Source organism: Devosia sp. Root105 (assembly GCF_001424865.1).
In the GTDB taxonomy this organism is placed as follows: domain Bacteria; phylum Pseudomonadota; class Alphaproteobacteria; order Rhizobiales; family Devosiaceae; genus Devosia_A.
Window position 1 is genome coordinate 255,592 of record NZ_LMCR01000012.1, and the last position, 20,295, is coordinate 275,886.

Annotated in this window: 23 protein-coding genes; 8 read left to right on the forward strand and 15 right to left on the reverse strand. The window is 64.6% G+C overall.

What is annotated here, in order from left to right; all coding sequences use genetic code 11:
* Window positions 1–13 precede the first annotated feature (13 nt).
* Window positions 14–1,180, reverse strand: coding sequence for a hypothetical protein (locus ASC68_RS09910; protein ID WP_055878296.1), 1,167 nt, complete (start codon window positions 1,178–1,180; stop codon window positions 14–16).
* Window positions 1,177–3,126, reverse strand: a complete 1,950-nt coding sequence (locus ASC68_RS09915) for a glycosyltransferase family 2 protein (protein WP_055878298.1) — start codon at window positions 3,124–3,126, stop codon at window positions 1,177–1,179. The genes ASC68_RS09910 and ASC68_RS09915 overlap by 4 nt, the downstream gene beginning before the upstream one ends.
* 183 nt (window positions 3,127–3,309) lie before the next feature.
* Between ASC68_RS09915 and ASC68_RS09920 the strand changes: the two genes are divergently transcribed.
* From ASC68_RS09920 to ASC68_RS09940, 5 genes are all read left to right on the forward strand, one after another.
* A complete protein-coding gene (locus tag ASC68_RS09920) occupies window positions 3,310–4,764 on the forward strand; it encodes a YcjX family protein (protein WP_055878299.1) in 1,455 nt (484 codons plus the stop codon).
* Window positions 4,761–5,783: a TIGR01620 family protein gene (locus ASC68_RS09925; RefSeq protein ID WP_055878301.1), complete on the forward strand. Its 1,023-nt coding sequence runs from the start codon at window positions 4,761–4,763 to the stop codon at window positions 5,781–5,783. Before ASC68_RS09920 ends, ASC68_RS09925 begins: the two co-directional genes overlap by 4 nt.
* Before the next feature lie 113 nt (window positions 5,784–5,896).
* A complete protein-coding gene (locus ASC68_RS09930; protein WP_082528045.1) occupies window positions 5,897–6,733 on the forward strand; it encodes an alpha/beta hydrolase in 837 nt (278 codons plus the stop codon).
* Between the two features lie 157 nt (window positions 6,734–6,890).
* The gene (locus tag ASC68_RS09935) at window positions 6,891–7,478 is read left to right on the forward strand and encodes an NAD(P)H-dependent oxidoreductase (protein WP_055878303.1); all 588 of its coding nucleotides are present in this window, start codon (window positions 6,891–6,893) and stop codon (window positions 7,476–7,478) included.
* Window positions 7,479–7,653: 175 nt separating this feature from the next.
* Window positions 7,654–8,016, forward strand: a complete 363-nt coding sequence (locus ASC68_RS09940; protein ID WP_055878305.1) for a YciI family protein — start codon at window positions 7,654–7,656, stop codon at window positions 8,014–8,016.
* Between the two features lie 152 nt (window positions 8,017–8,168).
* Here ASC68_RS09940 and ASC68_RS09945 read toward each other — a convergent pair whose 3' ends face one another.
* On the reverse strand, window positions 8,169–8,720 hold the full coding sequence (locus tag ASC68_RS09945; RefSeq protein ID WP_055878307.1) for a DUF2269 family protein: 552 nt from the start codon (window positions 8,718–8,720) through the stop codon (window positions 8,169–8,171).
* Between the two features lie 282 nt (window positions 8,721–9,002).
* On the opposite strand from ASC68_RS09945, the gene ASC68_RS09950 reads away from it, so the two are divergent.
* Window positions 9,003–9,875, forward strand: coding sequence for an EamA family transporter (locus ASC68_RS09950; protein ID WP_055879802.1), 873 nt, complete (start codon window positions 9,003–9,005; stop codon window positions 9,873–9,875).
* On the opposite strand, the gene ASC68_RS09955 is transcribed toward ASC68_RS09950, so the two are convergent.
* Complete coding sequence (locus ASC68_RS09955; protein WP_082528046.1) at window positions 9,876–10,349, reverse strand: helix-turn-helix domain-containing protein; 474 nt, start codon at window positions 10,347–10,349, stop codon at window positions 9,876–9,878. It abuts the gene before it with no gap.
* Between the two features lie 131 nt (window positions 10,350–10,480).
* On the opposite strand from ASC68_RS09955, the gene ASC68_RS09960 reads away from it, so the two are divergent.
* Window positions 10,481–11,080 (forward strand): NAD(P)H-dependent oxidoreductase, encoded by a 600-nt coding sequence (locus tag ASC68_RS09960; protein WP_055878309.1) that lies wholly within the window; start codon window positions 10,481–10,483, stop codon window positions 11,078–11,080.
* A 155-nt stretch (window positions 11,081–11,235) separates the two neighbouring features.
* Window positions 11,236–11,709, forward strand: a complete 474-nt coding sequence (locus tag ASC68_RS09965) for an SH3 domain-containing protein (protein ID WP_162247910.1) — start codon at window positions 11,236–11,238, stop codon at window positions 11,707–11,709.
* Between the two features lie 111 nt (window positions 11,710–11,820).
* Here the strand turns inward: ASC68_RS09965 and ASC68_RS09970 are convergent, their stop codons facing one another.
* From ASC68_RS09970 to ASC68_RS10020, 11 genes are all read right to left on the reverse strand, one after another.
* Window positions 11,821–12,153 carry a 2Fe-2S iron-sulfur cluster-binding protein gene (locus ASC68_RS09970; protein WP_055878313.1) on the reverse strand — a complete coding sequence of 111 codons (333 nt, stop codon included), beginning with the start codon at window positions 12,151–12,153 and terminating at the stop codon, window positions 11,821–11,823.
* Between the two features lie 57 nt (window positions 12,154–12,210).
* A complete protein-coding gene (locus tag ASC68_RS09975) occupies window positions 12,211–12,594 on the reverse strand; it encodes a hypothetical protein (protein ID WP_248310520.1) in 384 nt (127 codons plus the stop codon).
* Window positions 12,595–12,651: 57 nt separating this feature from the next.
* Window positions 12,652–13,677 carry an NAD(P)/FAD-dependent oxidoreductase gene (locus ASC68_RS09980; RefSeq protein WP_055878314.1) on the reverse strand — a complete coding sequence of 342 codons (1,026 nt, stop codon included), beginning with the start codon at window positions 13,675–13,677 and terminating at the stop codon, window positions 12,652–12,654.
* Between the two features lie 124 nt (window positions 13,678–13,801).
* On the reverse strand, window positions 13,802–15,088 hold the full coding sequence (locus ASC68_RS28285; protein ID WP_082528048.1) for a phosphoadenylyl-sulfate reductase: 1,287 nt from the start codon (window positions 15,086–15,088) through the stop codon (window positions 13,802–13,804).
* 38 nt (window positions 15,089–15,126) lie between these two features.
* Window positions 15,127–16,785, reverse strand: a complete 1,659-nt coding sequence (locus tag ASC68_RS09990; protein WP_055878317.1) for a nitrite/sulfite reductase — start codon at window positions 16,783–16,785, stop codon at window positions 15,127–15,129.
* The gene (locus ASC68_RS09995) at window positions 16,772–17,077 is read right to left on the reverse strand and encodes a DUF2849 domain-containing protein (protein WP_055878318.1); all 306 of its coding nucleotides are present in this window, start codon (window positions 17,075–17,077) and stop codon (window positions 16,772–16,774) included. The genes ASC68_RS09990 and ASC68_RS09995 overlap by 14 nt, the downstream gene beginning before the upstream one ends.
* Window positions 17,078–17,083: 6 nt before the next feature.
* Window positions 17,084–18,475: a siroheme synthase CysG gene (gene cysG, locus ASC68_RS10000; RefSeq protein WP_055878320.1), complete on the reverse strand. Its 1,392-nt coding sequence runs from the start codon at window positions 18,473–18,475 to the stop codon at window positions 17,084–17,086.
* A 184-nt stretch (window positions 18,476–18,659) separates the two neighbouring features.
* Window positions 18,660–19,043 (reverse strand): type II toxin-antitoxin system VapC family toxin, encoded by a 384-nt coding sequence (locus ASC68_RS10005; protein ID WP_055878322.1) that lies wholly within the window; start codon window positions 19,041–19,043, stop codon window positions 18,660–18,662.
* Window positions 19,040–19,297 carry a type II toxin-antitoxin system prevent-host-death family antitoxin gene (locus tag ASC68_RS10010; protein WP_055878324.1) on the reverse strand — a complete coding sequence of 86 codons (258 nt, stop codon included), beginning with the start codon at window positions 19,295–19,297 and terminating at the stop codon, window positions 19,040–19,042. Before ASC68_RS10010 ends, ASC68_RS10005 begins: the two co-directional genes overlap by 4 nt.
* A gap of 65 nt (window positions 19,298–19,362) precedes the next feature.
* Window positions 19,363–19,683, reverse strand: a complete 321-nt coding sequence (locus ASC68_RS10015) for a 2Fe-2S iron-sulfur cluster-binding protein (protein WP_055878326.1) — start codon at window positions 19,681–19,683, stop codon at window positions 19,363–19,365.
* 88 nt (window positions 19,684–19,771) lie between these two features.
* The gene (locus ASC68_RS10020; RefSeq protein ID WP_055878328.1) at window positions 19,772–20,089 is read right to left on the reverse strand and encodes an Hpt domain-containing protein; all 318 of its coding nucleotides are present in this window, start codon (window positions 20,087–20,089) and stop codon (window positions 19,772–19,774) included.
* Window positions 20,090–20,295 lie beyond the last annotated feature (206 nt).

Consider the following 20,295-nt stretch of genomic DNA (forward strand, 5'->3'; position numbering starts at 1 on the left):
CTCTGATTGGAGGTCAAACGCCCGACCTGAGGGACAGTTGCGCAATGCCGGCCGGAACCTGGTTGAACAGCGCCGCCTTCCACGCTGCATCGTTCCAGAGATCGCTGTAGGTCCAGCTCGCCGCGGCCGCGAGCACCAGCAGCAGCAACGACAGCAGCCGGAGCTGGAACGGCAGCCGAACCACGGCAAGCCACGACAGGAAGGCAACGATCAGCGCGATCGGCGGCACGATGGCAGTCATGGTGGTGTTGAGGATGGTGCGGGCGAACACCAGGTAGAGCGGCAGGGCGATCACCGCCAGCGCGCTGAAGACGTGGCGCCGCTCCGGGAGTTCGGGCCAGAAGCAGTAGAGCAGCGGCACGATCAGCACCGGCGCAAACACCGCCAGCGCCTCGAGCCCGCCCGCCAGCGCCTCAACGTCGAAGTGCAGGTTGGTGTAAGTGCTGACATAGGGCAGCAGGGCGGCCGCGACATCCATTCGCGCCTGCACGATGAAGCCGACAATGCCGATGGCGACGATCAGCGTCGGCAGGATCGCCACCAGCAGCATGGCCACGAAGGCACGCGGGTCGGTGCGCGCATCGCGATCCGCCAAGGCCGTGGCGATGGCCAGCGGGACGATCAGCAGCGCCGCGATCGGGCTCGCCAGCAGCAGCAAGGGTAACAGCAGCCCGAGCCCGATGGCCGATTGCACGTCGCCGACATCCTCGAGCGAACGGATCGCCGGGATCAGCGCGGCGAAGGCGATGTAGAGCGGGATGGCGCGCGAGGATGCCGTCACCGTGTAGAGGCCGCCGGCATGCAGCATCAGCGCGACGAGCGCGATGAACGCGCCGATGCGGAACCAGCCATTGGCGCGCAACCGGTCGTACAGCGCGCCGAAGGCGAAGCCCGAGACGGCGACGACGGTCAGCGACAGCGCCCATTGCTGCAGCTGGGTGCCCGGCAGCAGGCCGACGACGCGCAGCACCACCTGCGACAGCCAGCCGCCGGTTCGCCACGCCTCGCCTGCCTGCAGCTGTTCGATGTCGCGGCGGACATAGCCGCCATCGATGACGTGCAGCGCCAGCACCAGCAGCACAATCACGGCCGCCAGTGACCAAAGGATCGTCGCCGGGCGCCAGAATGGCCGCCGCTGATGGGCCGCAACCGGGGCGGTGGCGAGATCGAGGATGCTCATTTCGGCGCCTCGCTCTTGACCTGTGCGAGCGTCTTCTGGGTGACGCTCGAGGTGCCGTGCTCGGTCTTTTCCCAGTAGTGCGGGTTGAAGATCAGCTGCCAGAACGCCTTGTAGGCGGCGATCGAGTGCAGCACCCAGTAGACCGGGAGCAGGATGCCGACCGGCACCAGGTCATAGTACTTGCGCTTCAGCGCCGCGATCACCCCGAAATAGACGAGGAACAGGTTGCCGATCACCAGGTTGAACAGCGCCATGGTGCCGAACGGCTCGGGGAACAACCAGCCGAAATCCCAGCTATTGGTGAACCACACCAGGAAGGTGATCACCCACAGGATCGGCGCCAGCAGCATGGTGAAGGGCGGCGCGCCGATGAAGAAGTGGAAGGAAAAGAAGCCCTTGGCGCCGATGGACTTCCAGAGCTGGATCGGGTGCCGCATGTGCACCAGCCAGGTCTGCATGTAACCCTTGATCCAGCGCGAGCGCTGCTTGATCCAGCTGGGCAGCACGCCGTTGGCTTCCTCGTAGGTGGTCGAGTTGATGACGCCGACGGTGTAGCCCTCCTGCGCCAGCCGCACGCCGAGATCGGCATCCTCGGTGACGTTGTAGGGGTCCCACGCGCCGACCTTGCGCAGCGCCGAAAGCTTGAAGTGGTTGGAGGTGCCGCCGAGCGGGATCGGCACCTTCAGCCAATCGAGCCCCGGCAGCAGGAAATCGAACCACTGGCTGTACTCGAGCGTGAACATCCGCGTCAGCCAGTTTTCGGAGCGGTTGAAGTAGTTGAGGCGCCCCTGGACGCAGGCGAGCTGCGGGTCGCCATTGCGGAAGGCCAGCACGGCCTTCTTCAATTGGTCCGGCTCAGGCTGATCCTCGGCATCGTAGATGGTGACGAACTCGCCGCGGCTGAACTGCAGCGCGTAGTTGCAGGCCTTGGGCTTGGTCTTGGGCTGGCTTGGCGGCACCCGGACGATCTCGAAGGTGCCGGGCAGCCGCAGGGCCTTCGCTGCCTCGATGGTTTCGGTATCGTCCTCCTCGAGGACCAGCTTCACCTCGAGCTTGGAGGCTGGATAATCCAGCCCTTTCAGCGCCTTGGTCAGCAGCGGCAAGACCTTGGCCTCTTTGTACATCGGCACCAGCACGGTGTAGACGGGCAGCTCGCTGTCCTTGAGCGCGGCGATCGCCTCGGGCGAGATCTCCATGTCGGCCTTGCGCGACGAGCCGATGAAGGTCAGCACGAATTTGAAGACGAAGGTCAGGGTGTAGATGGTGGTGAAGAACGCCATCAGCGTCACCGCCGTCGCCATTGGCGCCAGCACGAGACCTGCCAGCAACACCGCCAGCACCGCCCACAACACCAGCTTCTGCGGCTTGGTCACCGTGTATTTGGCCGAGTGCTCGGGCTTCCACGAATAGAGCGCCTCGCGGGCGAAGAAGCTGTCCCAATCGCGGAACAGCTGCTGGGTCTGCCACAGGATATCGAATGGCGAGGTGATGACGAAATCGTAGCTGTCGGGGCCGAACCGCTCGTCGCCCCACAGGAAATGTTCGGTGGTAATCTCGGTGGCGGCGAGGATCAGCCGGCCATCGATCCGGCGCCAGGGCACGATGTTGCGCTCGGCGTAATCGGCGCGGTCCTCGACGCTGGTCAGGGTCTGGTCGATCGGTTCGCGCTGCAGATCGACGAAGGGCAGGCCGTACACTTCGGCGACCGCCTTGTAATAGTCGATCGGCCGTACGAACCCGAGCGCGATGATGGTTGCCGCAAGGCTCGAGCCCCACTCCGCCGTTTGCCGCATGGCGATCGCCAGATCGGTGAGCCGCAGCGTCTTTTTGGCAAGCAACAGCTTGGCGACATCGAGATGCAGCCGTTCGCCGGCCGTACGTTCGCGCGGAACCCCGACGAGTTCGTCTGCATCAGCCTCAAAATTACGAGCAACCGCGTAAGCCATGGTTCAGCTAAGGCGGGGAACCGTGAAGAATCCCCAAATCTGGCAATCACGATTCCTCCCAACGGGCCAACGCGCTAGCCTTGCAATCGCCATGGGACCGCCTACCTTCCCGACAATCTTGGTTTGTCGCGCTTTCGAACCGGAAAAGTCTGCAACTTTTCCTGAAAGCGCTTAGGGAACCCGATGCCGCAAGCGCCGACGACCATCACCGACGAGATCGGCATCGCGCTAGGCAACCTCGCCGATGCGGCGGTGGCGCCGTTCACGCCCACCTTGCGACTGGGGGTGACCGGGCTCAGCCGCGCCGGCAAGACCATCTTCATCACCGCGCTGATCCACAACCTCCTCACCGGCGGGCGCCTGCCCGGCTTTGCGGCGCTGACCGAGGGCCGCTTCATTGGAACTCGGCTGGCCGAACATCCCGATGCCGGCATCCCGCGCTTTGCCTATGAGCAGCACCTCGCCGCGCTGACCGGCAAGGAGCCGCACTGGCCGGAATCGACGCGGAAGATCAGCCAGTTGCGGTTGACGCTGAAGTTCCAGTCGAAGCGCTGGGTGTCGGGGATGTTCGGGCCGACAGTGCTTAACCTCGATATCGTCGACTATCCCGGCGAGTGGCTGCTCGACCTGCCGCTGTTGTCACTGAGCTTCGCCGAGTGGAGCGCACAGGCCCTGAAGCGTGCTGCGCTGCCGCACTCGAAAACCGAAGCCGCGGCGTTCATGAGCGAGATCCAGCAGACGGACAGCTCGAAGGAAGCGACGGACGTGGATGCCGAACGGCTGGCGGCGGCGTTCACCGACTATTTGCGGCGCAGCCGCGAGGATGGGCGGGCCCTCAGCACCCTGCCCCCGGGCCGGTTCCTGCTGCCCGGCGACCTCGAGGGCAGCCCGGCGCTGACCTTCGCACCGCTGCCGCCACCGGTCGGCCCGGTGCGGTCGTCTAGCCTCTACGCCATGCTGGAGCGGCGTTACGAGGCCTATAAGGCGATCGTGGTGCGGCCGTTCTTCCGCGATCACTTCGCGCGGCTCGATCGGCAGGTGGTGCTGGTCGATACGCTCAGGGCGCTGAACGCCGGCCCGGCAGCAGTGGCCGATCTCGAGACAGCGCTGACCGACATCCTGTCCTGCTTCCGGCAGGGCGATAACAACCCGATCACTCGCCTGGTGGCGCGGCGCATCGACCGCATCCTGTTCGCGGCCACCAAGGCCGACCATATCCACTCCTCGAGCCATGACCGGCTGGAGGCGGTGATGAACCGGCTGGTCGCCGATGCGGCGCGCAAGGCCCGGTTCGCCGGGGCCGAGACCCGCTCGATGGCCATCGCGGCGATCCGGGCAACGCGCGAGAGCGTCATCGAAGACGGCGGCGAGAAGCACGAGGTGATCGTCGGTACGCCGCAGGCGGGCGAGGTGCTGGACGGCAAGACCTATGACGGCAAGACGGAAATCGCGCTATTCCCCGGTGACTTGCCCGAGCATCCTGATGCGCTGTTCGAGGATGGTCGTCCAGTTGCACTGAATTTCCTGCGCTTTCAGCCGCCGCAGCGGCTGGAAAAGAACGCCGAAGGCAATGTGGTGCTGCCGCATATCCGTTTCGACCGGGCGCTCGACTACCTGATCGGAGACTGGCTGCGATGAAACCACCCTTCGCCCGCCCCGTCTCGTCCAGCGGCGACCCCGCCGAGGAACCGCGCCGCCCGCGCGTGTTCGAACCGGCGCAGGCCGTCGCCCTGCCCGAGAGCATCGAGCCGATCACCGATATCGAGGCGCCACTGGATGATGCGGCGCGACCGCCGCGGCTGCTCGGCTGGGTCGGGCGCGTCGCCTGGATCGCCGGCGGTATCCTCGTCTCTCTGGCGCTGGGGCTTGCCGCCGAACGCCTGATCGCCGACCTGTTCGCGTCGCAGCCCTGGCTCGGCTGGGTCGGGCTCGGAGTGCTTGCCGTGCTGGTGATCGCACTGCTGGTGATCATCGTGCGCGAGGTGGCTTCGCTGCTGCGGCTCCGCGCCCTCGACCGGCTGCGGCACGCCGCGATCGCGGCGCTCAGCAGCGACCGCAACAAGGATGGTGCGGCGATCACCCGCGAGCTGCTCGAGATTTACGCGCGCCGACCGGACCTGGCGCGGCCACGCGACGAACTGGAGAGCAATGCACGCCACGTCTTCGATGGCGCCGAGCATGTGCGGCTGGGCGAACGGCTGCTGATGGCGCCGCTCGATACGCGAGCCCGGGCGCTGACGGCGGCTTCGGCGCGGCGTGTGGCGCTGGTGACGGCGGTCTCGCCGCGGGCACTGATCGACATCGCCTTCGTCATCTTCGAGAGCGTGCGGCTGGGTGGCGACATCGCCCGGCTCTATGGCGCGCGGCCCGGCTTCATCGGCACCTGGCGGCTGATCGGCGCCATCCTCGCACACCTCGCGGTCACCGGCGGGCTGGTGCTGACCGACGGGGTGGTCGAGCAGCTGGTCGGCCAGGGGCTGGCGGCAAAACTCTCGGCGCGGCTCGGCGAAGGCGTGGTCAACGGGCTGATGACGGTACGGGTCGGCATCGCCGCGATGCGCGTCGTCCGCCCGCTGCCGTTCGAGGTGGTAAAGCAGCCGATGGTCAAGGATTTCATCCCGGAGCTGGCCAACGTGCTGAACGCGGAGAGGAAGTAGGACTGGGTTCTTCGCTCGTCCCACATTGTCGGATTTCTTCAATCTCGTTCCGGGTCCCGTCGCTAGAACTGTGGACATCAACCAGGGCCTCGTGCCAACAACGGAGAGAAGCAATGTCGATCCTCAGCACCAGCACCAAGACCGTCGCCACCCTCGCCTTCGCGCTGCTGGCCAGCGTTTCCCTCGCGGCCGAGACGGTCGTCGACCTGCCGAGCGGCGTGAAGGGCACACTCTCCACCCCCGATAGCGGCGCAACCGGTCAGGCCGTGGTGATGCTGCACGGCTTCGGCAGCTCGCGCGATGAAGTGGGCGGGCTGTTCGCCCAGCAGGCGGCGGCGCTGGCCGCCGAAGGCATCGCTTCGCTGCGCATCGACTTCCGCGGCTATGGCGAGAGCACCGGCGACATGGCGGACACCACTCTCGAAGGGCTGGTGGCAGATGCCGCCGAAGCCCGCAGCTATCTCGGCAGCGTAAAGGGCGTCGATGCGGCGCGGGTCGGCGTCATCGGCTACAGCTTCGGCGCTGCGGTGGCCATGCTCGAACCCGACGACTTCAAGTCGGTCGTGGTGTGGGGCCAGATGGGCGACCTGCAGAAGGAGTTCCACGAGTTCCTCGGCCAGGATTTCTACGACAAGGCCAAGGCCGAGGGCTCGGCCAGTGTCGATCTCGGCTGGCGGGTGGTGACACTGAAGCAGAGCTTCTTTGACAGCCTGGCCCAGAACGATCTCGCCGCCCGGTTCTCGGGCTATGCCGGCCCGTTCCTGACCATTGCCGGCGAAGCCGACCCGGCCATCGGCTACTTCGAGCAGTACCTGGGTCTCGCCAAGGGCAAGACCGAGTCGCTCAACATCCCGGGCGCCGACCACATGCTGGGTGTGTTCAGCGAGCAGCCCGAGATCGGTAAAGAGGTGATCGACAAGACCACCGCCTGGCTGAAGGACACGCTGTAACAACCCTTCCGATCGAAGCCAGGGGCCGGGTTCACACCCGGCCCCTTTCCGCGTGGTGAACAATGCGTTCGCCAGTCACATGCATGTGCCGTCTTGCGCGCTTCTGACCATAGGCACATATCCACCCCCAGTCACATCTAGTAACCAGGGGGCACCAATGTACCGGGTCGCCGTATTCGTCGGGAGCACGCGCCCGACCTCTTCCAACCTCAAGCTCGCCAAGGCGCTGGAAAAGCTGGCCGCCGGCAAGCTCGAGTTCCAGTACATCAAGATCGACAACCTGCCGTTCTACGACGACGCGCTGTGGAACGATCCGCCGGCCGACGTGATGCGGCTGAAGCGCGAGATCGCCGCGGCGGATGCGGTGCTGTTCGTGACGCCCGAATACAACCGCTCGATCCCGGGTATCCTCAAGAACGCCATCGACTGGCCGTCGCGGCCGTTCGGCGAGAGCGTCTGGACGGACAAGCCGGGCGCCATTGCCGGCGCCACTGGCGGGGTCAGCGGCACCGCTGCGGCACAGGCGCACCTGCGCTCCATCCTGCCGGTGGTGGGCGTGGCCCTGATGGGCCGGCCGGAGATCTATTTCCAGTCGCGGCCGGGCGCGATCGACGACGACAACAACATCACCGACGAGCGGCTCAGGACCAACCTCAACATCTGGGTCGAGCGCTTCACCGACTGGATCGGCATGTTCGCGAGGCCGCAGCAGGCGGTGGAAGAGATCGAGCGCAAAACCGCCTAGAGCGCTTCACCGTTTCAATGAAGCGGCGTCGCGCTTTCGAACCCCGGATCAAATCCGAGGAGGAACAGTCTGCAACTTTTCCTGAAAGTGCTCCTGATCACCTTCACACAAGAGTCGCATCAGCGGGCTACCCGTTCCCGTATCCGGCACGTCGCCGGCGATATGGAGATGCGCGATGCCCAACTATCTCTTGGCCTACCATGGCGGTGGCGAACCCGAGAGCGAAGAGGCGCAGGCGGCAGTAATGCTGGCCTGGAATGAGTGGCTCGAAGCGACCGGCGAAGCAATGCTGGATCTGGGCAGCCCGGTCGGCGCGACAATGACTGTCGGCTCGGATGGCGCGGTGGGCCCTGCCCCGGCCGATCCGGTCAGCGGCTACTCGATCATCGAGGCCGACGACATGGACGCCGCGCTCGAGATCGCCAAGGGCTGCCCGGTGCTCGCCGATGGCGGCAGCGTGGAAGTCTCCGAGCTCGTCGACATGGAGTTCGACGACGAGGACGATGATGACGACGAGGATGAAGACGAAGACGACTGAAACCCGCTGGTGATCGCGGCGCGCCCCCAAGCGGCGCCGCGACCACCACATGCCACCGTTTCGTTGAAACGGTTACATGTTCGAAGTCTTTGGCTTCCAGCGCTTTCGAACCGGAAAAGTCTGCAACTTTTCCTGAAAGCGCTGGAGGAGTCTCACTCGGCGCGAAGCGGGTGCAGCCGCGCCTTGCCGCCGAGGATCAGGAAGGCCGTGACACCGAGCGCGCCGTAAACCACGACAAGCGCCGGGATGTCGGTCCAGTTGGGCTTCAGCACCATCAGCGCGACGATGGCAATGATGCTGGCATAGTCGACCATGGCGATGCGGATCATCCGGCTGCCGAACACGGCGGCCTCGGCGATCTTGCCGTCGGCAATGAGCCGGGCCGCCTCTTCGCCCATCGGACGCAGGAAGAAGTGGCCGACAACGAAGCTGGCGAGCGCACCGACGAGGCCGAGGATGACCCAGGCCTCACCCCAAAGGTTACCGAGCAGCACGGTGACGAGGCCGAACAGCAGCGTCAGGCCCGAGGCCGGCAGGAACCACAGCATGGCAAGGCTGCCCAGGCTCCCGGTGACCCGCATCAGGCTCTCGTCGTCACCCTGGCGCATGGCCAGGATGGCCTGCAGCAGCATGACCGCGCCGCCGCCGAACCAGGCCATGGCCGCGAGCACATGCAGAAACTTGAAGATTGTATAGACGTCCATCGATCCCTCGCGTGCCCCCCGCGAAGGCGCGCTGGGTAGGTCGGCGTCGGTGAACCGGGGATGAATGGGCGTTGGGGGCCTGTCACATGCACGATGCCATCTCCCGCTTGGCGGCAGGGAGAAAGCGGGGATGCTGGAGGACACCGTGGCTCCGCATCCCTCTCTGGCGAAAACTAAGGACTTAGCTCCGCTAAGCCCAAGTTTTCGCTTTCTCCCCCGCAAGGGGGGAGATGAGCTGTGGCACTATCCAGCCCGACCTCAACCGATTCCCTCGGCCCCGCGATGAACCTCAAACTTGCAGCTCTGGGCGCGGCGATCCTGTGGGGGTTCACCTACATCATCACCACCACCATGCTGCCGCATAACCCGATCTTCATCGGCTCGGTGCGGGCGCTGGGTGGCGGGCTGCTGTTGCTGACATTCGCGAGGCAGATGGTGCCGCGGGGTTATTGGCCGAAGCTGATCGTGCTCGGGACGCTGAATTTCGGGGCGTTCTTCGCCCTGCTGTTCGTTTCAGCGATCCGGCTGCCGGGCGGCGTTGCCGGCACCTTCCAGACGCTGGGGCCGCTGATCACCATTCTGCTCGCCTGGGCGCTGCTGAGCCAGCCGCCGACGCTGATGAAGATCGTCTCGATCCTGATTGGTGCAGTGGGCGTGACGCTGGTGATCCTCCGTGCCGATGCCGGGATCGACATGATCGGCGTCGCAGCGGCGCTCTGCAGTGTCGTCGCCGGCTCGCTCGGCGGCATCCTGATCAACCGCTGGGGCCGGCCGGCGGAAATGTCGCTGGTGAGCTTCACGGCCTGGCAGCTGCTGATCGGCGGCGCAGAGCTGGCGGTGCTGGCGCTGATCATCGGGGATGTGCCCGCTGCGATCAGCTGGACCAATGCGCTGGGGCTGGCGATTCTTGCGGTGGTGTTGACCGCCCTGCCCTTCATGCTGTGGTTCCGCGCCATCGTGGCGCTGGGCGCCGCCTCGGTGATCCCGTTTGTGCTGGTGACGCCGGTGGTCGCTTTTATCCTCGATGCGGTGATCCGCAACGTCGTGCCGGGCCCTTTGCAACTGGTCGGCGTGGTGCTGGTGATGACCGGGTTGATCGTCAACCAGTGGGCCGGCGCGCGGTCCGCCAAATCTGCTGCCAGCAAACCTGCCTGATCACCAGGCGAGGCGCTTGGCCTCTTCCTCGCGCTCGGCAAAGCGCTCGCGGGCTTCCTCGACGCGGTGCCGGTTGGCGTGTGCCCAATTGCCGATGACCCGCAGCGGCTCCTGCAGCTCCTGGCCCATCTCGGTCAGCGCATAGTCGACACGCGGCGGAATGCTGGGCGTCACCTTGCGGGAGACGAAGCCATCCTTTTCGAGATCACGCAGCGTTGCGGTCAGCATCTTCTGCGAGACGCCGTCGATGTGCCGCTTTATCTCGGAGAACCGCCGCGGCCCGGCGCTCAGCACCTGCACCACGAGGATGGTCCACTTGCCGCTGATCTGCGCCAGCACCTCGTGCACCGGCAGCATGGCCCGGGAGCATTCGGCAAAGGTCTCGGGCTCGTTCACATCGTGCCGGGGAGCCCAGCTCGGGGTGCCGGAAGCGGGAGCCGGCTGTGGTTCCGTGTTGGTGACCAGGTCGTCCATGGGTAACTCCGTCTCGAAACGGTGCCGTCTTGTGCACCTCTGAGGTAGTCACCAACATAGCGCCAGTTACTGACGGTGACTAGGTCTCTGTTGGTGGCCACCCATGCACTCCTGACAAGGCAGACACCCAAATGAGCAGCAAGCCACGCATCGGCATCATCCTCTCCACCACCCGCGAAACCCGCTTTGCCGACCGCCCGGCGCAATGGGTGCTCGACATCGCCAAGGCCCGCGGCGACACCGACTATGAGATCGTCGACCTCAGGGATTTTCCGATTCCGTTCTTCGATGCCGTCGGCTCGCCGCGCTTCGTGCCGCAGACCAACGAGGTGGCCCTGCGCTGGGCGAGGAAGGTGTCAGAACTCGACGGCTACATCTTCGTCACTGCCGAATACAACCGCTCGATCTCGGGCGTCTTAAAGAACGCCCTCGATCACATCTACGACGAGCCGGCCCGCAAGCCGGCCGCGTTTGTCGGCTACGGCGCAGTGGGCGCGGCGCGCGCCGTCGAGCAGTTGCGGCTGATGGCGGTGGAACTGAGCATGGTGCCGATGAAGGCGGGCGTTCATATCAACATGGAGCCTTTGCTCGGCATGCTGCGCGGCGGCAAGGATTTTGCCGACTACGACTACCTGGCGCCGACGGTGACCGCGATGCTGGATGAACTGGCCTGGTACACCAAAACGTTGAAGGCGGGCCGCGAGGCCGAGGCGCTCGAACAAGCCGCCTGAACCGTCCCTCGGCCGGCGGTGCGCGCTGCCGCCGGCCAATGATTCTGCAGCGCTCGGGGAACCTGCGGGCGGTTTGGAGCTTTCACCCCTCCGCGAGAACCATGCGCTGCGGACGCCACTGGTTCTCGGCGGAATGGGAGCTGAAGCTGGCCCGTATGCTGACCTCACTCGCGCTGTTCGGAACAGTTGCGCTTGCCGCTCTTGTCCTCACTGCCTCCGGGCTGAAATACAGCACCGATATGATCGGGCAGATGGCGGCTGCCACGCCGGTCAAGACAACCAACCTGAGGCCCGGCTACGTCGCTCGTCCGACCGTTGCCCGGGCCAACGACCTGAACGTCGCGCGATCGGTGCCGGTGGTTACTCCTGAGGTCAGCACGCCGGTGAGGACACCGCCGCCGGGCTTCACCCACAGCGTTGCCGTCGAAGCGCTCAAGGTCCGGGCCGGACCGAAGCAGATCGAGCCGCAGGTGTTCACGCTCAAGGGCGGCAGCTGGGTCAACATCAGCGACACTGTCGAGGGTTGGGTGCGGATCACCGACCAGGCCGGCCACAGCGGCTGGGTCTATGGAAGTTTGCTGCGTCCCGCGACGCAGCCTGAGCTGCGTCAACAGACGCAGCAGGAGTAACGGGCCGTATCAGAGCCCGGACGATGCTCCCTGACGCGCCGCACGGGAGCATGCGCAGCGGGCGTCCAGCTTGACCTCCGGACGCCCGCTGTTTGCATCAGGAACGGCGGGTCAGGCCGCCTCGGAGTCCTTGGCAGCGCTCGGCGCCAGGGTCACACGCATGCCATCCAGTTCCTCGCTGAGCAGGATCTGACAGCTCAGCCGCGAGTTCGGCTTCTTGTCGAGCGTCGAATAGAGGAGATCCTCTTCGTCGTCGCTCGGGTCGGGGAGCTTTTCGAACCAGCCGTCCTCGACATAGACGTGGCAGGTGGCGCAGGAACAAGCCCCACCGCACTCGGCCTTGATGTTGAGGCCCCAGTCGCGGATCACTTCCATCGTGCGCCAGCCATCGAGCCCTTCGAGCTCGTGTTCGACGCCGGATTGGTCAGTGACGAGGATTTTCATCGGCTGGTGCGTCCCAAGTTTCGTGGCGCCGGTGTTTGAGGCATGTGGCGAACAGCGTCAAGTTTTGTCGGCCGTGGCCCGGCCAAGGACATCGATACGCTGGCAAGTTCCGGTCGCCGGAATGATCTCCAGCTTGTCTCCGGCCACGAAGCCATCTGCTTCACGCCCAATCTCGAACTCGTGCCGGCAATCGAAAGATCGTCCCTGTTTGTCGATGCGGGTGAAGCTCAGCTCTCCCAACGCCACGTAGATCGGTCCACCCCTGGCGGAACGCTCCTCGATACGGACCGACAGTATGGTCGCAGTGGTACGGTCGAACGTGCTGACGCGCCACGCATACAGTCCGGCGAACAGGCCACCAGCCACGATGTTGAGGCTGACCACCGCCAACCAAACCGCTGGCGACAGCTGCTTTGCTGTTACCCAAGTGCCCAACGCCATGCCCCCCAACGCGCCAACATTAGCTGGTGACAGGGCATGGCGCACACAAGGCGGTGGTCAGACGACGCCGAGCTTCTTCTGCAGCTTGGTCGAACTGGTGGTGTACTGGAACACCACGCGTTCGCCCGGCGACACCACGGCCTTGGCGGCCTGCGCCATCAGGGCGGCTTCGTGGAAGCCCGAGAGGATGAGCTTGAGCTTGCCGGGGTAGTGGTTGATGTCGCCGATGGCGAAGATGCCGGGGACCGAGCTCTCGAACTTCGCGGTATCGACGGTGATCAGGTTGTCGTTGAGCTCGAGGCCCCAGTCGGCAACCGGGCCGAGCTTCATGGTGAGGCCGAAGAACGGCAGGAGGCGCGTCGCCGGCAGCGGCGTATCACCCGAATCCATGGCGATGTGGACGTGGTCGATCTGGCCGTCCTTGCCATCGAGCTTACCGATCTGGCCCATGAGGAAGTTGATCTTCCCCTCCATGACCAGCTCTTTCATCTTGTTGACCGAAGCCGGCGCCGCCTTGAAGGCGTCGCGACGGTGCACCAGCGTCAGCGAGCGCACGATCGGCTGCAGGTTCAGCGTCCAGTCGAGCGCCGAGTCACCGCCCCCGACGATCACCACGTCCTGGTCGCGGAAATCGTCCATCTTGCGGACAGCGTAGAACACCGACTTGTTCTCGTACTGCTCGATGCCTTCGACCGGCGGGCGCTTGGGCTGGAACGAGCCACCACCGGCGGCAACCACCACCACCTTGCACAGGAACACTTCGTCGGCATCGGTCTCGAGGCGGAACGTGCCGTCCTCGAGCTTTTCCAGCTTGGTGACCATGCGGCTGAAATGGAACTCGGGCCCGAAGGGCGCGATCTGCTGCATCAGGTTGTCGGTGAGGCCCTGCCCCGTGACCATCGGGAATCCCGGAATGTCGTAGATCGGCTTTTCCGGATAGAGCTCGGCGCACTGCCCGCCCGGGCGGTCGAGAATATCGATGAGGTGGCATTTGACATCGAGCAGACCCAGCTCGAATACGGCAAAAAGGCCCACAGGACCGGCGCCGATGATGACCACATCCGTGACGATTTCGTTCGACATTCGCTTCTCGTTTGGCTGAAGGCCGCTCCGGCCTTCCAGTTCTCAGGATGGTGCGCAGCCTGTCACGCTAGGCGCGGCGAAACGACTGCCCCCGCCGATAGCGGGGGCGGCCGTGAAACTTCGATCAGGCGTTCTCGAGCGCGCGGCGCAGGAACGGACGGGTGCCCACCGGCACCTCGGTCAAGCCGACCGGCTGGTAGAACAGATCGACCGTTGCGAGCTTACCCTCTTCGAGCGCCTTCCTGGTCGGCTCGTGCTTGACCACAAAGGCGTTCATGCCGCAGCGGCGCATGTGCGAGATCTGGTCGTGCAGCACATCGCCCACGGCGCGCAGTTCGCCCTTGTAGCCGTAACGCTCGGCGATCAGCCTCGCGGAAGAGTAACCGCGACCATCGCCGAAGGCGGGGAAGTTGATGGCGATGGAGCTGAAGCGATCGAGATCGCCCTGCACCAGTTCGACATTGTCGCCCGGCGAAACCAGCAGCCCGACCGGATGCGGGTTGGCCAGCACGGCTTCGCGGTGCTCGAGGAACACCGGCAGCGGGATGTGCGTGTAGCGCACGCTGGCCGCGTCATCGCCTTCCGCCCAGGCGCGGAACGGGTCGGCGATGAAAGCGCCGTCTTTGAAAAGGTCCAATTCCTGAGCGGCCATGGGTTTGGCGATGGCTCCGTTGAAATCGAAATGGATGCCGCACTCTTTCTTGTTCAGTCCGCGCCAGCGGCCGGCACGCGGATCTTCGCCTTCGGCCACCACGCTCGTGCACGGCGCACAACCGATCGACTTGTAGCCCTTATTGTAGAGCGGGTGCTCGGGCAACCCATACTTGAGCTTGTAGGTCGTGATATCGGCATCGGAGAAATAGGCCAGCGGGTTGACCTTGATGCGGTCGTCGCTGGTCAGCTCGAAATGCGGCAGCACGCCACGCTCGGCCGTCTGGAAGCGCTTGCGGCCGGTAACCCAGCCGCCAAAACCGGAAACCGTGGCATCGAGCGGCTCGGTCTTCCTGATATGGCAGCACGAATCCGGATCGGTCTCCCACAGGTCGCCCTTGGGATCGAAGCGCTCGATATCCTTTGCATCCGGATGGAGCGCGATGACGTTGGTGAGGCCGAGCTGCCGCTTCAGCGTTTCGACATAGTCGAGCGTCTCGGGGAAGTGTTTGCCGGTCTCGAGGAAATAGACCGGCAGGTCCTTGTTCACCTCGGAGACCATGTGCAGCAGCACCGAGGAATCGGCGCCGAACGATGAAACGATGGCGACATCGTCGACTAGCAGCTCCTCGACCGCCTGGCGCAGCACGGCCACGCCATCCATCTCATCGAACATGCCGTTGAGCGACATGATGCCGAGTTCGCGCAGCTTGTCCGGCTTGTGGGCGCGAACGCCCGGGGCTGTGGCAAGATCAAGCATTGCCGCGCTCCTCGGCGTCGGGCCAAAGGGGTCTCAACTCAGGCATTGCCGTACAGCGCCTCCTTGAACGGCGCGTCGCCCAGCCGCCGGTAGGCAGCGATGAACGACTCGTCGGCGCTCTCGCGCTTCGAAATATACAGGTCGACCAGCCGCTCGATGGCAGCAGGCACGTCTTCGACCACGAAGCCGTGGCCGAGGATGTTGCCGATCGCGGCATTCTCCGTGGCGTCGCCGCCGACGGTAATCTGGTAGAGCTCGGTGCCCTTCTTCTCGACCCCCAGAATGCCGATATGGCCGACATGGTGGTGGCCGCACGCATTGATGCAGCCCGAGATCTTGATCTTCAGGTCGCCGATCTCGGCCTGGCGCTCGGGCGAGGCGAACTTGCGGCTGAGCTCCTGCGCCAGCGGGATCGAGCGGGCATTAGCCAGCGCGCAGAAGTCGAGACCCGGGCAGCAGATGATGTCGGTGATCTGCCCGGCATTGCCTTCGGCCAGCTCGTGCTCGACCAGCTTAGCGTAAACGGCCGGCAGGTCGGTGACTCGGACATGCGGCAGCACCAGGTTCTGCTCATGGCTGACGCGCAGTTCGTCGAACGAGTAACGCTCGGCAAGGTCAGCGACGACCTCCATCTGCTTGTCGGTGGCGTCGCCCGGCGCGCCGCCGGTCGGCTTCAGCGAGATGGTGACCGACACATAGCCCGGCTGCCGGTGCGCGTTGAGGTTACGCTCGAGCCAGCGACCATAGGGCGGGTTGAGGATCTTTTCCTTCGCCACATCCACTGTGGTCTCGTTGACCAGCTCGTAATCGGGCTGGGCGAAGTATTTGGTGATCCGGTCGAGCTCCTGCTGCGGCAGGGTCAGCACGCCGCCCTTCACATGGGCGAACTCCTCCTCGACCTGCTCGCGAATGGTGTCGATGCCGGTCTCGTGCACCAGGATCTTGATGCGCGCCTTGTACTTGTTGTCGCGGCGACCGTAGCGGTTGTAGACGCGCAGGATGCTCTCGAGATAGGCGAGCAGGTGTTCGTGCGGCACGAAGGGGCTGATCTGCTTGCCGATCATCGGGGTGCGGCCAAGACCGCCGCCGACCCACACTTCCCAACCGATTTCGCCCAGCGCGTTGGTCGCCGCCTGCAGCCCGATATCGTGGAAGCGGATGGCAGCGCGATCGTTGGTCGAGCCGGTCATGGCGATCTTGAACTTGCGCGGCAGATACGAGAACTCCGGATGGAGGCTCGACCATTGGCGCAGGATCTCGGCGACCGGACGCGGATCGATGATTTCGTCGGCAGTGGCGCCGGCAAACTGGTCGGTGGTGATGTTGCGGATGCAGTTGCCCGAGGTCTGGATGGCGTGCATCTCGACCGAGGCCAGGTCGGCGAGGATCTTCGGGATGTCGCGCAGCTTCGGCCAGTTGAACTGGATATTCTGTCGCGTGGTGAAATGGCCGTAGCCGCGGTCGTAGTCGCGGGCGATCCGCGCCAGCATGCGCAGCTGCTTCGAGCTCATCGTGCCGTAGGGCACGGCGATGCGGAGCATGTAAGCGTGCAATTGCAGGTAGAGCCCGTTCATCAACCTGAGCGGCCGGAACTGGTCCTCGTTGAGCTCACCGGTAAGACGGCGGGCCACCTGGTCGGAAAACTGCGCCGTGCGTTCCTTCACGAACGCGGCGTCGAACTCGTCATATCGATACATGGCCATCCTCGTCGAGATGCTGGCGCTCGAAGCGCGGGGCGGTCGGGCCCTCCGCGCGGATGCGTTCGCGGATACGGTCGGGGTGGATCACCCCGTCGCGCAGCGTCACGGTCTCGACCTCGAGACTGACGACGCGCAGCGTCTTCTTGGTTGCGGCCAGCGCGGCTTCCTTGGCCTCCGCCTCTTCCTTGAGGAAGACGCGAGCCTCCTGCAGCTCTTCAACCCATTTGCCGGCGCGATCGAGATAGACCGTCGCCCCGCTCATCAGCTCATTGCCGGTGAGGATTTCCATGCTCACTTACGCCACCTTGAATTCGGAGCTGGCGAGTTCGATTGCCTCGCTCCAGTCGCCATGAGCGATCGCTTCGCCCACGAAAATGATTGCCGGCCCGTCCTCGAGCTCGATCGTGCCCGAGGCGAGTGTGCCAAGCGTGCCGCGATAGAGCACGCGGTCCTTGCGCCCTGCCCTGACCACCACGCCGACCGGGATGGTCGCCGCGGCGCCTTCGGCGATCAGCCGCTGGGCTGTCGGCCCGGCGACGGACTTTCCCATGTAGAGCGCCAAGGTCAGCCCGGTCGAGGCCAGCGCCGCCCAGTGCTTCAGTTCCTCGGACTCGGCGCCATGCGCCGTGGCGAGTACGAAGCCGGTCGAAATCTTGCGCAGCGTCACCGGGGTCGCCGTATCGGCGGCTGCCGCCAGCGCCGAAGTGACGCCGGGCACGATGTGGTAGGCGATGCCCGCGGCCTTCAGCGCATCGATCTCTTCGCCGGCGCGGCCGAACACCATCGGGTCGCCGCCCTTGAGGCGGGCCACGCGCTTGCCGGCTTTGCCCAGCCGCACGATCAGCGCGTTGATCTCGGCCTGGGTGAAGGAGTGATGGCCCTTCTGCTTGCCCACGAGGATGCGTTCGGCATCGCGCCGCCCCATCTCGACGGCAGCCGCGGGGACCAGGTGATCGTGAACGATCACGTCGGCTTCCTGCAGCAGGCGCTGGGCGCGCAGGGTCAGCAGATCCTCGGCGCCGGGACCGGCGCCGATCAGCCAGACGACGCCCGGGCTGTCGCCCTCGGCGCCATGCTGGACCAGGAGGCTTTCGGCCTTCGCGTCACCTTGCCCGCGCAGCAGCGCCACTTCTACCTCGGGAGAGGTGACCAGCTCTTCGTAGTAACGGCGGGCGCGCGTGCCCGGCAGCAGCGCCGCAACCTTGTCGCGCATCGAACCGGCCAGCTTGGCCAGGGCGCCAAGGTTCGGCGACAGCGCCGCTTCGATCCGCGCCCGGATCAGCCGGGCCAGCACGGGTGCATCGCCTTCGGTGGCGACCGCAATGGTCACCGGCGCCCGGTCGATGATCGACGGGGTGTAGAAATCGCACTCTTCGGGGACATCGACGACGTTCAGCGGAATACGCCGGGCCCGCGCCGCACGCTTGGCGGCATCGCCGTCCGGGCCGTGGTCGGCAACGAAAACCAGTGCCGCATCAACGAGATCGGCATCCTCGAACGGACGCGCCAGCACGGTGACCGGCAGTTGGGAGAAATCGGCTTCGATGTTGCGGGAGATAATGACGACCAAAGCAGTCGTCTTAGTAACCAATCGGGCTTTGTTGAGGGCTTCTTCTCCACCGCCGATGATGACGATGCGCTGACCCTGGACTTTGTAGCTGACGGGGAATGTGTTCAGTTCACCCATTCACGGCCTTTCCGAAGCCGGATACATACTGACTTCGAGACTTTGGAACAAGCTATTGAAATTCAATAGCTTTAATGTTTCCCGTAGCAGGTATGGATTAGAATTGCGTTGAGGCGGGACGAGAGCAGCCGCGAAATGAATCCATGCACCGCCCTGATGGTGGAATGGTGACACTGGCCAGGCGTCAAACGGCGCTCCGGATATCGGTCTGACCGAAGTCATCGCCGATGTAGAGCAAGGGGCAATCCAACTGCTTTGCCAGTGCATACGAGAAGCAGTCGCCGAAGTTCAGACCCACCGGATGAACTCCCTTGCCCCACTGCAGGTAACCCTCGCGAGCGATGAGCACGGTTTCCTCCGTGACATCCATCACGATCGGGCGCACTTCCTCGAGCAAAGCGGTCATCTCGGCTCCAAGCTGCTTGCCATGCGATACGATCGTGGCTTCGATCAGCGTGCCTGCGGAAACGTAGACGTCAGGCTCGTATTGCAGCACCTTGAGGCAGGGCATCTTCATCGGCTCATCCCGCAGGATCGCCATCAGTGCCGACGTGTCGACGACAATCACTTAGGGGCGCCGAACTCGTCGTAGATATCGTCGGCGGAAGAGACGGCCGCCTGGGCCTTCAGCTTCTCTTTCGCCGATCTCACGATCTCGTCGATCGTCTCCATCCGGAACCGCGGTGTCGTTCTGCGTGAACTGGCTGGCACGATGCGCGCCACAACTTCGCCGCGACGGGTCAGGAGCACGGTCTCACCCGCCTCGGCACGTTTGACGAGGTCTGTCAGTTGCCCCTTCGCAGCGCTTACAGAAACATCCATGATGAGCTATCCTGGACCAACTAGATGGACCATCTATTTAGACCATCACATGGTCCAACTCAAGATCAGCCCTGCCGCTCCGGCACGTGGACGACCAGCCCGTCGAGGGCGTCCTTGACCTTGATCTGGCAGCTGAGGCGGCTGGTCGGCTTAACCGCATAGGCGAAATCCAGCATGTCCTCTTCCATCATCGAGGGGCCGCCAACCGTCTCGGTCCAGGCGTCATCGACATAAACGTGGCAGGTGGCGCAGGTGCAGGCGCCGCCGCATTCGGCAACGATGCCGGGGACGCCGTTCATGATGGCGGTTTCCATCACGGTCGAACCGACTTCGCCCTCGGTCTCGTGCCGCGTGCCGTCGGATTCGATATAGGTGATGTGGGGCATGTAACTTCGCTCGACAGGGTCAGCCGCATATAGCGGTGCAGCCCCCGCCTCGCAAGCGCGCCAAACGGCGCACGCTCATGCGACGCGCTCACTCTTCGGCGCTGAGCAGTTCGGTGATGAAGGCCTGGCAGTCGGCGACGGCCGCGGCAATGTCCTGGATATGCTCGGGATTGACCGGCTCGCCGGCCCGCAGCGCATCTTCGGCGCGCCTGGCGAGATCGCGGACACCCCAGGCGCCAATGCCGGCGGCAGCGCTTTTCAGCGTATGCAGGTGCTCAAGCAGCAGCGGGATCGAGGTGCTTTTCTCGATGCGCGTGAGATAGACGCCCGACATCTGGGCATAGAGCCGGAGCACTTCATCGCGCAGCCCCGGATCGCCGAGCGACTGCTGATCGAGGTGATCCATGTCGATGGGAGCATGGGAAAGGTCCCGGGAGGCTGACCCTGCCCCGGCTTCGACTGCAATATTCCTAACCATCCCCGCAACCCTTCCTACCGCCCGGACCTGGGCTATGGCAGGAAGCTAGCGAGACCGGGTGAAGGGCAGCCAAAACGAATGGGTACAATCTTACCTATGCCCTTAACCGGCCGCATTCCGACCCGAAATTAACC

Bases quoted from the DNA above. Each gene is read 5' to 3' on its own strand.
- ASC68_RS10015 (WP_055878326.1), bottom strand. From the start codon at position 19,683: ATGCCCCACATCACCTATATCGAATCCGACGGCACGCGGCACGAGACC.
- ASC68_RS10020 (WP_055878328.1), bottom strand. From the start codon at position 20,089: ATGGATCACCTCGATCAGCAGTCGCTCGGCGATCCGGGGCTGCGCGAT.
- ASC68_RS09990 (WP_055878317.1), bottom strand. From the start codon at position 16,785: ATGTATCGATATGACGAGTTCGACGCCGCGTTCGTGAAGGAACGCACG.
- ASC68_RS09925 (WP_055878301.1), top strand. From the start codon at position 4,761: ATGAAACCACCCTTCGCCCGCCCCGTCTCGTCCAGCGGCGACCCCGCC.
- ASC68_RS09955 (WP_082528046.1), bottom strand. From the start codon at position 10,349: ATGGACGACCTGGTCACCAACACGGAACCACAGCCGGCTCCCGCTTCC.
- ASC68_RS10010 (WP_055878324.1), bottom strand. From the start codon at position 19,297: ATGGATGTTTCTGTAAGCGCTGCGAAGGGGCAACTGACAGACCTCGTC.
- ASC68_RS09960 (WP_055878309.1), top strand. From the start codon at position 10,481: ATGAGCAGCAAGCCACGCATCGGCATCATCCTCTCCACCACCCGCGAA.
- ASC68_RS09920 (WP_055878299.1), top strand. From the start codon at position 3,310: ATGCCGCAAGCGCCGACGACCATCACCGACGAGATCGGCATCGCGCTA.
- ASC68_RS09935 (WP_055878303.1), top strand. From the start codon at position 6,891: ATGTACCGGGTCGCCGTATTCGTCGGGAGCACGCGCCCGACCTCTTCC.
- cysG (WP_055878320.1), bottom strand. From the start codon at position 18,475: ATGGGTGAACTGAACACATTCCCCGTCAGCTACAAAGTCCAGGGTCAG.
- ASC68_RS28285 (WP_082528048.1), bottom strand. From the start codon at position 15,088: ATGCTTGATCTTGCCACAGCCCCGGGCGTTCGCGCCCACAAGCCGGAC.
- ASC68_RS09975 (WP_248310520.1), bottom strand. From the start codon at position 12,594: ATGGCGTTGGGCACTTGGGTAACAGCAAAGCAGCTGTCGCCAGCGGTT.
- ASC68_RS09910 (WP_055878296.1), bottom strand. From the start codon at position 1,180: ATGAGCATCCTCGATCTCGCCACCGCCCCGGTTGCGGCCCATCAGCGG.
- ASC68_RS09915 (WP_055878298.1), bottom strand. From the start codon at position 3,126: ATGGCTTACGCGGTTGCTCGTAATTTTGAGGCTGATGCAGACGAACTC.
- ASC68_RS09950 (WP_055879802.1), top strand. From the start codon at position 9,003: ATGAACCTCAAACTTGCAGCTCTGGGCGCGGCGATCCTGTGGGGGTTC.
- ASC68_RS09980 (WP_055878314.1), bottom strand. From the start codon at position 13,677: ATGTCGAACGAAATCGTCACGGATGTGGTCATCATCGGCGCCGGTCCT.
- ASC68_RS09965 (WP_162247910.1), top strand. From the start codon at position 11,236: ATGCTGACCTCACTCGCGCTGTTCGGAACAGTTGCGCTTGCCGCTCTT.
- ASC68_RS09945 (WP_055878307.1), bottom strand. From the start codon at position 8,720: ATGGACGTCTATACAATCTTCAAGTTTCTGCATGTGCTCGCGGCCATG.
- ASC68_RS09940 (WP_055878305.1), top strand. From the start codon at position 7,654: ATGCCCAACTATCTCTTGGCCTACCATGGCGGTGGCGAACCCGAGAGC.
- ASC68_RS09930 (WP_082528045.1), top strand. From the start codon at position 5,897: ATGTCGATCCTCAGCACCAGCACCAAGACCGTCGCCACCCTCGCCTTC.
- ASC68_RS09970 (WP_055878313.1), bottom strand. From the start codon at position 12,153: ATGAAAATCCTCGTCACTGACCAATCCGGCGTCGAACACGAGCTCGAA.
- ASC68_RS09995 (WP_055878318.1), bottom strand. From the start codon at position 17,077: ATGGAAATCCTCACCGGCAATGAGCTGATGAGCGGGGCGACGGTCTAT.